The following is a 14,189-nucleotide window of genomic DNA, read 5'->3' on the forward strand; positions in this document are numbered from 1 at the left end:
TATTTCACCAACGAAGCGCGCAGGCGCTTTTTTCAAAATCCGTTTTGGAACCGGTTCCATCATCACGGAACCGCCGAATAGAGGTCAATCGACATGCCCGACATCGTGATCGTAGCGAGCGCATTCGGCGCCGACGCCATCCGGCGTGACGGCCATCGGGCGTGGCTGGCTTCGGCGGCGACGGCCGGCGCGTCCGCCTTCGAAGTGCGGCGCGAACTGTTCAACGCCGAAGAAGACGCCGCGCCTGACGCGCTCAACAAGCTTGGCGAGGCGATCGACGCACTCGGCATGTGGTCGGTCTGGTCGACGCCGCAAGCGCTGTACACCGCCGAAGGCGCGCTCGACCTGGACGCGCTGCGCGTCGCGCTCGCCGAAGGCGAGGCGCTCGGCGCGCGCTTTGTGAAGCTGCAGCTTGGCGGTTTCGCGCACGAAGCGGGCGGCGCCGCGATCGCCGCATGCCTGCGCGGCGCGAATATCCGTCTCGTCGTCGAAAACGGGCAGATGAAGGAAGGCGGCCGGCTCGCGCAGTTCGTCGGGCTGTTCGCGGCCCTCAAGCGCGAAGGCTATCCGGACGTGCTCGGCATGACCTTCGACATCGGCAACTGGCAGTGGCCCGGCGAAGCGCCGCTCGAAGCCGCACGGCAGCTCGCGCCACACGTCGAATACATCCACTGCAAGGCGGTGACGGGCGAGGGCGCACGACGCTTCGCGGTCGCGCCCGCCGCCGACGATCCCGTCTGCGCGGCCGTCCTGCCGCTTCTGCCGCACCACGTGCCGCGCGGCATCGAATTTCCGTTCGACACCGCTCGCCTTCAGGCCGACGCCTCGCGCCATGTCGCGTGGCTCGCGGCCGCATAACGGCCCGATGGCGGCGTCGTAAAACTTCGCGATTTCACACAAGGCCACGCTGGCGCTTCACCGCGCTGTTCGGCCGGAATGTACAGCACAGCAAGGACTTTTCAATGAAACCGGCACTCGATGTCATCACCTGTGGCGAGGCAATGGCGATGTTCGTCGCGGCCGAAACCGGCCCGCTCTCCGGCGTCTCCCGTTTTACCCGGCGCATCGCCGGCGCCGATCTGAATGTCGCGATCGGCCTGTCGCGGCTTGGCTTCAAGGTGGGCTGGATGAGCAGGGTCGGCGCCGATTCGTTCGGCCAGTACGTGCGCGACACGCTGGCGAAGGAGGGCATCGACGCCGGCTGCGTCACGACCGACGCGCGCTATCCGACCGGCTTCCAGCTCAAGTCGAAAAACGACGACGGCAGCGACCCGGCCATCGAATATTTTCGCAGGGGTTCGGCGGCCAGCCATCTGTCGGTCAACGACTACGTGGCCGGTTACGTGCTGCAGGCACGCCACCTGCATCTGACGGGTGTCGCGCCCGCGCTGTCGGTTTCGTCACGCGAACTGGCTTTTCATATGGCGAAGGAAATGCGCGCGGCCGGCAAGACGATTTCGTTCGATCCGAACCTGCGCCCGACGCTATGGCCTTCGCGCGAGACGATGGTCGCCACGCTGAACGCGCTCGCCGCGCAGGCCGACTGGGTGCTGCCCGGTATCGGTGAAGGCGAGATTCTGACCGGCTACACGCAGCCCGAAGACATCGCGCGCTTCTATCTCGACCAGGGCGCGCGCGGCGTCATCGTCAAGCTCGGCGCGCAGGGGGCATATCTGCGCACCGCCGACGACGCGGGCGTGATCGCATCCGAACCGGTGCCGAACGTCGTCGACACGGTGGGCGCGGGCGACGGCTTCGCGGTGGGCGTGATCAGCGCGCTGCTGGAAGGGCGCGCGATGCCGGAGGCCGTCGCGCGCGGCAACCGCATCGGCGGGCTCGTGATCCAGGTGAGCGGCGATTCGGAAGGGTTGCCGACGCGCGCCGAACTCGACGCGCTCGAAAGCGCCCGCCCGCCGGCGACAACAAGAGAATCAGCACGCACGGTGTCAGAGACGCTGCACTAGAACGTGCATCAAGGCGCGACACGCCAATCCATTTCACCGGGGATCAAGGAGACACCCATGACCACTTCATCGCTTGCGATGCGCCGCTGGTGGACGATCATGCCGATCGTTTTCATCACCTACAGTCTCGCGTACCTCGACCGCGCGAACTACGGCTTCGCGTCCGCTGCCGGCATCAATCAGGATCTGGGCATCAGCAAGGGCCTGTCGTCGCTGATCGGCGCGCTGTTCTTTCTCGGCTACTTTTTCTTCCAGATCCCGGGCGCGATCTACGCCGAGCGGCGCAGCGTCAAGAAGCTCGTGTTCTGGAGCCTGATCCTGTGGGGCGGCTGCGCCGCGCTCACCGGCATGGTCAGCAACATTCCTTCGCTGATGGTGATCCGCTTCATGCTCGGCATCGTCGAAGCCGCCGTGATGCCCGCGATGCTCATCTTCATCAGCAACTGGTTCAGCAGGAGCGAACGCTCGCGCGCCAACACGTTCCTGATCCTCGGCAATCCGGTGACGGTGCTGTGGATGTCGGTCGTGTCGGGCTATCTCGTGCATTCGTTCGGCTGGCGTCACATGTTCATCGCCGAAGGCGTGCCGGCGATCGTCTGGGCGGTGATCTGGTGGTTCATCGTGCAGGACAGGCCGGCACAGGTGTCGTGGCTCACGCCGCAGGAAAAGAAGGACCTCGACGACACGCTGCGCGCCGAGCAGGCCGCGATCAAGCCGGTGCGCAACTACGGCGAGGCGTTTCGCACGCCGGCGGTGATCAAGCTGTGCGCGCAGTATTTCTGCTGGAGCATCGGGGTCTATGGATTCGTGCTGTGGCTTCCGTCGATCCTGAAGAACGGCTCGACGTTCGGCATGGTCGAAACCGGCTGGCTGTCGGCGCTGCCGTATCTGGCCGCGACGATCGCGATGCTCGCGGCCTCGTGGGCTTCGGATAAACTCAACGCGCGCAAGGCGTTCGTGTGGCCGTTCCTGCTGATCGGCGCGGTCGCGTTCGCGGCTTCGTATGCGCTCGGCTCGACGCACTTCTGGATCTCGTACGCGCTGCTCGTGGTCGCGGGCGCCGCGATGTACGCGCCGTATGGCCCGTTCTTCGCGATCGTGCCGGAACTGCTGCCGAAGAACGTCGCGGGTGGCGCGATGGCGTTGATCAACAGCATGGGCGCGCTCGGTTCGTTCGTCGGTTCGTATGTGGTCGGCTACCTGAACGGCGCGACCGGAACGCCCGCGGCGTCGTATGCGTTCATGAGCGTGGCGCTCGTCGCCGCCGTTATCTTGACGCTCGCCGTCAAGCCGCAATCCGCGCAGGCTGGACACGGGCTTGCTGCACCCCTGCAAGGAAAATGAGTCGATGAAAAAGAAAATTGTCGCGTACAAGCCGTTGCCCGCCGATGTCATCGCGTATCTGCGCGAACACGCGGACGTGGTCGAAGCCGACGCCGCGCAGCACGACGCATTCGTCGCCGCGCTGAAAGACGCCGACGGCGCGATCGGCGCGAGCGTCCGGATCACGCCGGCGATGCTCGAAGGCGCAACCCGGCTGAAAGCGCTGGCGACGATTTCGGTCGGCTTCGACACCTTCGACGTCGCGGATCTCACGCGCCGCGGCATCCTGCTCGCGAACACGCCCGACGTGCTGACCGAATCCACGGCCGATACGGTGTTCGCGCTGATCCTGGCGTCGGCGCGGCGCGTCGTCGAACTGGCTGATTACGTGAAGGCCGGCGAGTGGAAACGCAGCATTGGCGCCGCGCACTTCGGCGTCGACGTGCAGGGCAAGACGCTCGGCATCGTCGGGCTGGGCCGCATCGGCGGCGCCGTGGCGCGCCGCGCGGCGCTCGGCTTCAACATGCGCGTGCTCTACACGAACCGCAGCGCGAACCAGCACGCTGAAGAGGCGTACGGCGCCGTGCGCGTCGAACTCGCCGAACTGCTCGCGCAATCCGACTTCGTCTGTCTGCAGGTGCCGCTCACGAAGGAAACGCATCACCTGATCGGCGCGGCCGAACTCAAGACGATGAAAAAGAGCGCAATTCTCATCAACGCGTCGCGCGGCCAGACCGTCGACGAAGCCGCGCTCATCGACGCGCTCAAGGCCGGCACGATTCACGGCGCCGGTCTCGACGTCTTCGAACAGGAGCCGGTCGCGGCGGATTCGCCGCTGTTGTCGATGAAGAACGTCGTCGCGCTGCCGCACATCGGCTCGGCGACGCACGAGACGCGCCATGCGATGGCGCGCTGCGCGGCGGAAAACCTCGTCGCCGCGCTCGACGGTACGTTGGGCACGTTGCGCACCAACATCGTCAACCGCGAAGTGCTGGGCGCATGAGCACCCCCGTTCGCACGACGGCACCGCGCCGCGCCACGATCAACGACGTCGCGCGCGAAGCCGGCACCGGCAAGACCAGCATCTCGCGCTACCTGAACGGCGAGATCAACGTGCTGTCGCCGGCGCTGCGCGCACGTATCGAAGCTGCGATCGCACGCCTCGACTATCAGCCGAACCAGATGGCGCGCGGTCTCAAGCGCGGGCGCAACCGGCTGATCGGCATGCTGGTCGCCGATCTCACCAATCCGTATACCGTCGAGGTGCTGCAGGGCGTCGAAGCCGCGTGCCACGCGCTCGGCTATATGCCGATGATCTGCCATGCGGCGAACGAAGTCGAAATGGAGCGGCGCTTTCTCGCGCTGCTGACCACCTATCGCGTGGAAGGCGTGATCGTCAACGCGCTCGGCGTGGGCGAGGAAATGCTGCGGCCACTCGGCGGTGGCGGCATTCCGGCCGTGCTGGTCGACCGCAGCGTCGACGGGCTCGAGGCCGACATGGTGGGTCTCGACAACACGGCGGCCGCGCAACTGGGCACACGCCATCTGCTGGAACGCGGCTTCGATGAAATCTGCTTCATCGTGCAGCCGTTCGACAACATCAGTTCGCGCCGTCAGCGCGAGGCGGCGTTCGGCGACGTGATGCGCGAAGCGAGCGGCGCGCACGGCCTGACGGTCGTGCTCGATCTCGGCGATGAAGTCGCTGTCCAGCGCGCGCTCGCCGCGCTCGACCATGCCGTCGATGCCGCCGCCGCGGCAGGACGGCGCATCGCGTGGTTCACGGCGAATGCGCCGGTGGCGCTGCGGATCGCGCTGCACCTGAAGGCACGCTACGGCGCGCACTGGCAGGAGCGCGTCGCGCTGCTTTCCTTCGATGATCCGGATTGGGCCGAACTCGCCGGCATCTCGACGATCCGCCAGCCGACCTACGACATCGGCTACCGTGCGCTCGAGTTCCTGAGCCAGCGTATCGACGGCGCGACCGAGGCCGCGCGGAACTGCCTGCTGGCGGGCGAACTGATCGTGCGCGGGTCAACCGGGCGCTGATCTGCGATCATGCGGTCTGCGGCGCGCAGCGGGTGCGCGCCGGTTATCGCAAGGAAGCCCATGGTCGTAGCACCGCTCACCCTCACATGTCTCGCGCTCGCGACGCTCTTCGTCGCCGCTTTGCCGATCCTGCTGTACCGCCGCTGTCGCACGCCGCTTGCGCTCGACCGCCGCGACGCGATTGCCGGCATCGCCGCCTTCGCGTTCTTCGCGATGGTGATCGAGCGCGCACTGAACGCGTACGTGCTGCAGCAGAACGAAACCACGGCGGCGCTGCTGTCGAATCCAGTGATGTTCGTGATCTACGGCGCGTTCGCTGCCGGCATCTGCGAGGAAACCGGGCGCTTCATCGCGATGCGCCTGCTGCTCAAGCGTGCGTTGAAGAAAGGCTCGCCGTCGGCGGGGACGAATGGCACCGCGCTGTCGTACGGGATCGGTCACGGCGGCGCCGAGGCGTGGCTCGTTGGCGTGCTGGTGCAGATTCAGTGGATCGTGTTCGCCGTCTTCGAAAACCGCGGTGAACTCGCGTCGCATCTGTCGAACGTGCCGCCCGAATCGATGATGCGCATCCATCTGGTGCTCGCGAGCCTGTCGCCCGCGACGGCCGGCATTTTCGCGGTCGAACGCATGGCGGCGCTCGTGTTCCAGATCGCGTTGTCGGTGCTGATGTGGCGCGGCGTGCGGGCAGGGTGGAAGGCGATCCTGCCGCTCGCGATCGTCGCGCACGCGGCGGTCGATCTGCCGGCCGCGCTGTTTCAGGCGCACCTGCTCCCGCTTGTCGCGGTGGACGGCGTCTACGTGGTCGTGGCGCTCGGCGTGGCGACCATGCTGGTCAGGCTGTTCCGCCGCCCGGCGCATCCTGTTCAATCCACTGAAACCTTCGGGCAGTAACGATGGAAGCTTATCAATACGAGTGCGCCAGTCCCGATTTCGAGCAACTGGCGCGCGTCATCAGTGACCTGTTCCCCGAGCAGACCCAGTTCATCGAGCGTCCCGCCGACGACGGCACGCCGGTGCTGACGGTCCTCTGGGTCGCGATGCGCTTCGGTTCGACCGCGCGGCGCATCACGATGAGCGTCGTGATCGCGCCGGCCGCGCTCGCGCGCTTTCGTGCGACGCCGGCGCGTCTGCGGGACCGCAGCTTCGCGGTCTTGCGGGCGTACGTGGAAGCGACGCTCGGTTCGCTCGAGGAAATGTACGCAAACGGCGAGACCGTGCCGCGTGAGATCACGGTCGATCTCGACGAAGAGTTCGCATGACGGGCTGAGCGCTGGCGTTGCCGTTCTGGTTGGCTTTAACCGGCGCGGCGGTAAACCTTCGCGAAGCGGGCGGCCTGAACAACGCCGTAGTCGCTCGGCGCATATTGCATGATCCAGTCGCCGGCGGTGCCGTGCAGCACATCGCCGCCTGCCGCCGAGCGCGCCATCGAGAACGGTGCATCCATCTGTTTTGCCAGCACGACGGCCGGCCGGTTGCGGTACGGGCCGGCATCGCCGTGTGCGCGGGATGCATCGGCGGGCAGGTATTTCGCATCGAAGCGTTCGCGCGATACGACCCACCGGTCGCCCGTTGAACCGGTGATCAGCGCGTCGCCGTGCGTGTAACGGTTCGGGCCTTCGAGGCTCATCAGCTCACCGTCGCCTGGCGCGAATTCGACGGTGACGGTTTCGTCCTTGATGTAGCGTTGCGCGGCTGGATCGGTGCGCAGGTCGATGTTCTTCAGTTCGATCATGACTTCAGGTCGCCGTGAGGCAGGTGAGGATGCGCGGGTTGCAAGGCCGCAAGGGTAGCGCGAAAGCAGTCCGCGCGCATCCTTGCCGCTTCGGTCCCGGCGCTTCGACCACACGCCAGAAACGACAACGCCCGCGGTAAAACGCGGGCGTTGTCGTGGCGATCGAGGCCAGCCTGACGGATACCGTCAGACGCGCAACCTTACGGTTTGACGGTTTCGTCTGCCGGCGCGGCCTTTTTCTTGCCCTTGCCGCCGTGCTTGTGATGTCCTTCCGCACGCGACGGATGATGGAACGTCGTATCAGCCAGTTTCTTCTGATCCGGCGAAAAGCTCGTGTAGAGCGGCTCGAACGCGTCCAGCAGTTTCTTCGTGCCGTCCGCGTGCGCGGTGGCGATCGCCGAATACTGCTTCATGTCGTCGAGCGCGGACTGGTTCGAATTCGCCATGCGTTGCTCATACAGGCCGGCCATCGTTGCTCCGTTGGTGCGCATGACGTCGGCGAACGCCTTCCACTGCGGTTCCTGCTCCGGCGTGATTTTCAGCTGCGTGTGCAGATACGTGATGCGCTGTTCGACGCGCTGTTCGTAATGCGCCGCGCCCGAGGCCGGCGCGGGTGCCGCCGCCGATGCGGATGCCGGGGCAGCGCCTGCCGGTGCCGCGGTTTGTGCAAATGCGCCGCTCATCGCCAGCGTGGAGGCGAGAATAACGAGAGTTTTTTTCATCGAGGCTCCTGATGTCCGTTCGTGTCGGGCCGAAGCGCCGTGTGCCCCACGGGCCTTCTCTGCGCGCTTCACCGTGGGCGCTATTAGTATCACGATATCCGTGTCATCCGCCCGCTTTGCCACAACTCCTTACAACCGAAACGAACCGGAAATAGCCGGTGAACAGATTCGTCGACAGGGAGAGCGTCATTTCGCGGGTGCTTTGCACGATACGGCGCGATGGCAGGCGATAATCCGTGCATCCCGTGGTGCCTGCCCGGCGCCGATGCACTCCTTCAACGTGACAGACCGCCATCGATGAGACCACCGCGCCTCGACCAGCTCGACGACCTTGACCGAAACCTCGTCGCCCTCTTGCAGGAGAACGCCCGCGAAAGCGTGGCGAATCTCGCGCGCCAGCTCGGCGTCGCGCGTACGACCGTGATCGCGCGGATCGCGCGGCTCGAAAAGACCAACGTGATCGCAGGCTACAGCGTGCGGCTTGGCCAGGATGTGCTCGACGCGAGCATCTCCGCGTACGTCGGCATCATCATCGCGCCGAAATACGGCCAGGACGTGCAGAAGCGGCTCGGGCGCATGCCCGAGGTGCAACTGCTGTGCGCGGTGAGCGGCGAGTTCGATTACGTCGCGTGGCTGCGCGCCGGTTCGCCGGACCGGCTCAACGATCTGCTCGACCAGATTGGCGGCCTCGAAGGCGTCGAGCGGACGACGACGTCGATCATCCTCGCGCGCAAGATCGACCGGGGCACGGAAGGAGGCTAGCGCTCCGCGCGCAGGGTTGTCATGCTGATTTCGTCGGACTGGATTATTTTTTCGTCATTTAGACGAAAACGAACGTCATAACGCATCATTTTGCGTCTGTCATTCGTACGCGCGTCTCCATAAACTGTGTAGCAAGGGTTCGGCGCATCGCGTGCTGCTTCAGTTGCAGCGCGCCTTGACCGCCATCGGTCACCAGCACGGCTCACACACAGAACAAGGAGACGCACATGAAAGTTGCCATCGTTGGCGCGGGTCTTATCGGTCACACCATCGCCCATATGCTGCGCGAAACCGGCGACTACGAAGTCGTCGCGTTCGACCGCGATCAGCACGCGCTCGACAAGCTCGCCGCGCAGGGCATCCCGACCCATCGCGTCGATTCCGGCGACGCCGCCGCCCTGCGCGCGGCCGTGCAGGGCTTCGATGCGCTCGTCAACGCGCTGCCGTACTACCTCGCCGTGAACGTCGCGACCGCGGCGAAGGGTGCGGGCGTCCACTATTTCGACCTGACCGAGGACGTGCGCGCGACGCACGCGATCCGCGCGATCGCCGACGATGCCGACCACGCGTTCATGCCGCAATGCGGCCTCGCGCCGGGCTTTATCGGCATCGCCGCGCACGAGCTGGCGAACCGCTTCACGGAAATCCGCGACGTCAAGATGCGCGTCGGCGCGCTGCCCGAGTTTCCGACCAACGCGTTGAAGTACAACCTGACGTGGAGCGTCGACGGCCTCATCAACGAGTATTGCCAGCCGTGTGAAGCGATTCGCGACTCCCGCACGCAATGGGTTCAGCCGCTCGAAGGTCTCGAGCATTTCTCGCTCGACGGCACCGAATACGAAGCGTTCAACACGTCCGGCGGCCTCGGCACGCTGTGCGAAACGCTGTCGGGGCGCGTCGAGACGCTCGACTACAAGTCGGTGCGTTACCCGGGGCATCGCGACCTGATGCAGTTCCTGCTCGAAGACCTGCGTCTTGCGACCGACCGCGACACGCTGAAGTCGATCATGCGCCGTTCGGTGCCGGCGACGGCACAGGACGTCGTGCTGATCTTCATCACCGTGACGGGCACGCGCGACGGCCAGCTGGTGCAGGAAGTCTTCACGCGCAAGATCTTCGCGAAGACGGTCTGCGGCGTGCCGATGAGCGCGATCCAGATCACGACGGCCGGTGCGATGTGCGCGGTGCTCGACCTGTTCCGCGAAAAGAAGCTGCCGCAAAAGGGCTTTGTGCGTCAGGAGCAGGTGTCGCTGCAGGATTTTCTCGGCAATCGCTTTGGGCAACTCTACGAAGGCGAGGCGTTGCACAAATCGGCGGCGACCGTCTAGACGGGACGGTCCACGCAGTGCCGGCCGGGTGTGCCGAATGCCGGCGCGCTGACGCAGTTCAGGCCGGCACGGGCGGCAGGATGACAGCCGGCGCGTCGTCCTGCGAAGGGCCGCCGGCGATGCGCGCGAGCAGCGCGTCGTAGTCGGCGGGCTGCGGCGCCGTGTTGTCGAACATCAGCAGTTCCTGGCACAGCCCGGCATTCGGGACGAACCGGCGTTGCCGGTACTCGTCCCAGTGCGCGAGCTTGTACGCATCGTTTGGATTGTTTCGCGCGACGATGCGCTGATGCGCAGTCTCTTCCGACGTATAAATCCACACGACACGAATCTCGACGTCGTCCGCCACGCCGAGCCACGCGCGATCGAACAGCAGCCGGGCGCGAATCTCGCGCGACAGCGGCCCGATCACGAGCGCGCTGATTCCCTGTTCCAGATTTTCGCGCGCGGTGTCGATGAGCCCGCGGTACTCGGGGTCGCGCAGATGCTGGAGAAAGAGCGGACTGTCGCGGTCGTTCGGATCCCCGGTCAGCGCGCCGATCGCGGCTGCGCTATACGCGCCGTAAAGCGTGTCCTTGTCGAGCAGACAGAAGGCCGTGCCCGTGGCGTGCGCCAGCGGCCGGATCAGGCGCTTCGCGAGCGTCGTCTTGCCCGTGCCCGCGTGGCCGCAGAAAAAAACCAGATGGGTCACAAACGCATGTCCTTGCCGGCGAGGTCGCGGCTGTCACTGTCGCGCGCGAACGCCTCATCACGCTTGACGCGATTGTTCGCACCCACACACCCTGGCAGTCGGACTTCCATTACGCGTGACATTGCTCGTCTCAAGATGGTCGCATGTCCCATGCAAGTTATTGCAGTCGGCAGGGCTGCCTGACGCGCGACGCGTCCGGCGGGCATGAAGCGATCATGACCAGGAAGCGCAGGCCGCGCAAGAGGCCCGAACGCCGACCGTTCCCCCGACGGGGTCGCCCAGGATCACCCGGGGGTTGCCTGAAACACAGGCCCCGCAGGTATCATGGACGTCGATCGAATGGCGCAGAGCAGGCGCCGCACATGGCCGCTTGCGATTACCTGACCACGAAACGAAAACAGGGGAGACCGACATGCCGTTGCGTTTGCCGGTTGCATGGAAGTTCGCCGTGAGCGCCACGCTCGTGGCATGCGCGGCCGCGCTGGCAGGCTGCGCCTCGGAGCCGGCCGGGCCCGTTCCGTATAAGGACGTGCCTGTCGCGCGCATCGTCAAGCCTGGCTACACGCAGCCCGAAGCCGGCAAGATCGCGGTCGACGTCCGGCGCGAGCGCTCGGGCGACGTCGTGATCCGCTTTCGCGACGCGCTCGTGTATGTCGACGGCGAGCAGGTCACCGATCTGATGAACGGCGAGCGCGTGATCTTCTATCTCAGCCCGGGCATGCACCGGATCGCCGTGTCGACGCAATTCGATCCCGTCGTCGAGATGCAGTTCATGGTCACGGACCGCTACACGAACCACGCGAGTGTCACGTTCAACCCGGATCATCGCATCCAGTTGCGGCGCGTGCCGAAGTGACGGGACGTGACGAGGGCCGCCACCTGTCGGCACGATGCAACTTCGACGCGCGTTTCACGCGAATAGTCCGTAACATGATGGCCGCCCCCTTCGCCGTATCCGGACCCGCCGCGCGCATGTGCGGCCGCGGCCCGTCGGCCGCTGTTATCAAGGTAATGAAACGATGCTGATCAACTGTGCTGCATACCAGGACGGCCGGAAACTGGCCGACATCGAGGTCGACGACATCAGCGTTTATGTGGCCAAGCCCGAATGCTTCGTCTGGGTCGCATTGAAGGATCCGGGCCCCGGCGAGCTCGACGTGATGAAGCACGAGTTCGGCCTGCATGAACTGGCGATCGAAGACGTCCGCAACGGCCATCAGCGCCCGAAAATCGAGGAATACGGCGACTCGCTGTTCGCGGTGATGCACACCATCGAAATGGACGAGGAGGGCGAGCTGCTGATCGGCGAAATGGACGTATTCGTCGGTCCGAACTATGTGCTCTCGGTGCGCAACCGGAGCCGCCTCGGCTTCCAGGAAGTGCGCGCGCGCTGCGAGCGCGAGCCGAATCTGCTCAAGGAAGGTTCGGCGTTCGTGCTGTACGCGCTCGCCGACAACCTCGTCGACCGTTACTTTCCGGTTCTCGAAAAGATCGGCGCCGAAATCGAGGAGATCGAGGACCGCATCTTCGGCAAGCACACCCTCGCCGCGTCGCGCGCGATCATCGAGGACCTGTATGCGTTGAAGCGCCGTCTCGTGCTGCTCGAACATCACATCGCGCCGCTTCTCGAAGGCATCGGCCAGTTGACGGGCGGGCGTATTCCGGCGATCTGCCAGGGCATGCAGGCGTACTTTCGCGACGTCTACGACCACCTCGACCGGATCGTGCGCACGATCGAAGGCCGTCGCGACATGATCGTCACCGCCGTGCAGGTCAATCTCGGCATGATCTCGCTCGCCGAGAACGAAGTGACCAAACGCCTTGGTTCGTTCGCCGCGCTTTTCGCGGTGCCCACGATGATCGCCGGTATCTACGGGATGAATTTCCAGGAGATCCCCGAGCTGCACTGGCAATACGGCTATCCAGCGTGCGTGGCGGTGATGGCGCTGCTCGACGGGTTCCTGTACTGGCGCTTCAAGAAAGCCAACTGGCTGTGAACGCGGTCGCGTTGCACCCGCAGCGCAGCTCGCGACCATGACCGGCGTCATTGTCGTGCGCTTCGTGCTTGCACCGCACGCAATAAAGGGCCAGCATAAGCGGCCCGCCGGCGTACAACCATGCACCGGACGGGATATCTCGTCAGAACGTAGCCTCGTGGCATACCACGGCGACCCCATGGGTTGCATGCGGCACGCGCGCTGCGGGACGTGTGCGCTGCAGCACCGCCTGCCGTTGACATCTCCGGCAGGCTGCGTTGAGAATAGGCCTCGCAAACGTTTGCGCACAATCACAAATACGGCTCGCACGGAGCCAACAACAGGAGATACGCATGAACCACCGCATTCGTCGCCGCGTCCTGGCGGCCACTGTCGTGCTCACCGCCGCCGCCGTTCTGCCGATGTCAGGCGCATACGCGCAGGCGGCCCACAAGCCGAAGGTCGCGCTCGTCATGAAGTCCCTCGCCAACGAGTTCTTCCTCACCATGGAAACCGGCGCGAAGGACTACCAGAAACACAATCCCAACAACTTCGACCTGATCACGAACGGCATCAAGGACGAGACCGATACCGCGAACCAGATCCGCATCGTCGAGCAGATGATCGTGTCGAAGGTGGATGCGATCGTGCTCGCACCGGCTGATTCGAAGGCGCTCGTACCGGTCGTGAAGAAGGCCGTCGACGCCGGCATCATTGTCGTGAACATCGACAACCGGCTCGATCCGGACGTGCTGAAGTCGAAGGACCTCAACGTGCCGTTCGTCGGCCCGGATAACCGCAAGGGCGCGCAGAAGGTCGGCGACTTTCTCGCGAAGAAGCTGAAGGCCGGTGACGAAGTCGGGATCATCGAAGGCGTGTCGACGACCACCAACGCGCAGCAACGCACAGCGGGCTTCAAGGACGCGATGCAGACGGTCGGCGCGAAGGTCGTGTCCGTGCAGTCGGGCGAATGGGAAATCGACAAGGGCAACGCGGTCGCCTCGGCGATGCTGAGCGAGCATCCGAACATCAAGGCGCTGCTGGCCGGCAACGACAACATGGCGATCGGCGCCGTGTCGGCGGTGCGTGCGGCGGGCAAGCAGGGCAAGGTCTATGTGGTCGGCTATGACGACATCAACGCGATCAAGCCGATGCTGAAGGACGGCCGCGTGCTCGCCACCGCCGACCAGTACGCGGCAAAGCAGGCCGTGTTCGGCATCGACACCGCGCTGAAGGCGCTCAGCGAGCACAAGAAGCAGTCGGAGCTGTCCGGCGTGGTTGAAACGCCGGTCGACCTCGTCACGAAGTAAATCGCAGGAAAGCGGCGACGGCGCCTGGCTCCACGGGGAACCGTGAGCCGGCGCCGCTTTTCAACGTACGCTCAAGAAAGGCGCGCCGCTGCCGTTATTGCAAAGATAGACGTCATGGCGACAGCCAGCGGCACCGCGCGTACCCATCCATGCCGGAAGGGGCGCCGCATGGTTCGGTCACGCGAGCGGGTCTGCGCCTGAAGCACGGCTTCCGGCCCGCCTGCAAGGCCGAAAGCCCTGTAACCATGACCCCGGCAGCCGGCCACTGGCCTTCGTTTCGCGGCAGGGTATGACGCGAAAACCGGCACGAAAGCCGGCGTGGACGCTGCAAGAACAGG

At 65.1% G+C, this 14,189-nt stretch carries 15 protein-coding genes; 12 read left to right on the top strand and 3 right to left on the bottom strand.

Annotated features, from left to right (window positions below; translation table 11 throughout):
* The first annotated feature begins 93 nt into the window (after positions 1 to 93).
* From BLV45_RS24650 to BLV45_RS24680, 7 genes are all read left to right on the top strand, one after another.
* Positions 94 to 858 (top strand): sugar phosphate isomerase/epimerase family protein, encoded by a 765-nt coding sequence (locus BLV45_RS24650; RefSeq protein WP_090537552.1) that lies wholly within the window; start codon positions 94 to 96, stop codon positions 856 to 858.
* Positions 859 to 962: 104 nt separating this feature from the next.
* On the top strand, positions 963 to 1,964 hold the full coding sequence (locus BLV45_RS24655; RefSeq protein ID WP_090537554.1) for a sugar kinase: 1,002 nt from the start codon (positions 963 to 965) through the stop codon (positions 1,962 to 1,964).
* 57 nt (positions 1,965 to 2,021) lie between these two features.
* Positions 2,022 to 3,308: an MFS transporter gene (locus BLV45_RS24660; protein ID WP_090537556.1), complete on the top strand. Its 1,287-nt coding sequence runs from the start codon at positions 2,022 to 2,024 to the stop codon at positions 3,306 to 3,308.
* A 4-nt stretch (positions 3,309 to 3,312) separates the two neighbouring features.
* Complete coding sequence (locus tag BLV45_RS24665; protein WP_090537558.1) at positions 3,313 to 4,290, top strand: 2-hydroxyacid dehydrogenase; 978 nt, start codon at positions 3,313 to 3,315, stop codon at positions 4,288 to 4,290.
* Positions 4,287 to 5,333: a LacI family DNA-binding transcriptional regulator gene (locus BLV45_RS24670; protein ID WP_090537560.1), complete on the top strand. Its 1,047-nt coding sequence runs from the start codon at positions 4,287 to 4,289 to the stop codon at positions 5,331 to 5,333. Before BLV45_RS24665 ends, BLV45_RS24670 begins: the two co-directional genes overlap by 4 nt.
* 60 nt (positions 5,334 to 5,393) lie before the next feature.
* Positions 5,394 to 6,224 carry a YhfC family intramembrane metalloprotease gene (locus tag BLV45_RS24675; RefSeq protein WP_090537562.1) on the top strand — a complete coding sequence of 277 codons (831 nt, stop codon included), beginning with the start codon at positions 5,394 to 5,396 and terminating at the stop codon, positions 6,222 to 6,224.
* Positions 6,225 to 6,226: 2 nt separating this feature from the next.
* Complete coding sequence (locus BLV45_RS24680) at positions 6,227 to 6,592, top strand: DUF3022 domain-containing protein (protein WP_090537564.1); 366 nt, start codon at positions 6,227 to 6,229, stop codon at positions 6,590 to 6,592.
* 35 nt (positions 6,593 to 6,627) lie between these two features.
* Here the strand turns inward: BLV45_RS24680 and BLV45_RS24685 are convergent, their stop codons facing one another.
* Both BLV45_RS24685 and BLV45_RS24690 read right to left on the bottom strand, forming a co-directional pair.
* Positions 6,628 to 7,065, bottom strand: a complete 438-nt coding sequence (locus BLV45_RS24685) for a PGDYG domain-containing protein (RefSeq protein ID WP_090537566.1) — start codon at positions 7,063 to 7,065, stop codon at positions 6,628 to 6,630.
* A 200-nt stretch (positions 7,066 to 7,265) separates the two neighbouring features.
* Complete coding sequence (locus BLV45_RS24690) at positions 7,266 to 7,787, bottom strand: Spy/CpxP family protein refolding chaperone (RefSeq protein WP_090537568.1); 522 nt, start codon at positions 7,785 to 7,787, stop codon at positions 7,266 to 7,268.
* A gap of 297 nt (positions 7,788 to 8,084) precedes the next feature.
* Between BLV45_RS24690 and BLV45_RS24695 the strand changes: the two genes are divergently transcribed.
* Entirely contained in the window at positions 8,085 to 8,549 is a 465-nt protein-coding gene (locus tag BLV45_RS24695) for an Lrp/AsnC family transcriptional regulator (RefSeq protein WP_090537667.1), read from the top strand.
* Positions 8,550 to 8,776: 227 nt separating this feature from the next.
* The gene (locus tag BLV45_RS24700) at positions 8,777 to 9,877 is read left to right on the top strand and encodes a saccharopine dehydrogenase family protein (protein WP_090537569.1); all 1,101 of its coding nucleotides are present in this window, start codon (positions 8,777 to 8,779) and stop codon (positions 9,875 to 9,877) included.
* Between the two features lie 58 nt (positions 9,878 to 9,935).
* On the opposite strand, the gene BLV45_RS24705 is transcribed toward BLV45_RS24700, so the two are convergent.
* A complete protein-coding gene (locus BLV45_RS24705; RefSeq protein ID WP_090537571.1) occupies positions 9,936 to 10,565 on the bottom strand; it encodes an AAA family ATPase in 630 nt (209 codons plus the stop codon).
* 412 nt (positions 10,566 to 10,977) lie between these two features.
* On the opposite strand from BLV45_RS24705, the gene BLV45_RS24710 reads away from it, so the two are divergent.
* The 3 genes from BLV45_RS24710 to BLV45_RS24720 all read left to right on the top strand — a co-directional run bounded on the left by BLV45_RS24710 (position 10,978) and on the right by BLV45_RS24720 (position 13,851).
* Positions 10,978 to 11,421, top strand: a complete 444-nt coding sequence (locus BLV45_RS24710; RefSeq protein WP_090537573.1) for a hypothetical protein — start codon at positions 10,978 to 10,980, stop codon at positions 11,419 to 11,421.
* Positions 11,422 to 11,584: 163 nt separating this feature from the next.
* Positions 11,585 to 12,562 carry a magnesium/cobalt transporter CorA gene (gene corA / locus BLV45_RS24715; RefSeq protein ID WP_090537575.1) on the top strand — a complete coding sequence of 326 codons (978 nt, stop codon included), beginning with the start codon at positions 11,585 to 11,587 and terminating at the stop codon, positions 12,560 to 12,562.
* 332 nt (positions 12,563 to 12,894) lie between these two features.
* On the top strand, positions 12,895 to 13,851 hold the full coding sequence (locus BLV45_RS24720; protein ID WP_090537577.1) for a sugar ABC transporter substrate-binding protein: 957 nt from the start codon (positions 12,895 to 12,897) through the stop codon (positions 13,849 to 13,851).
* Positions 13,852 to 14,189: the final 338 nt, after the last annotated feature.

It is taken from the genome of Paraburkholderia sartisoli (genome assembly GCF_900107685.1).
GTDB lineage: Bacteria > Pseudomonadota > Gammaproteobacteria > Burkholderiales > Burkholderiaceae > Paraburkholderia > Paraburkholderia sartisoli.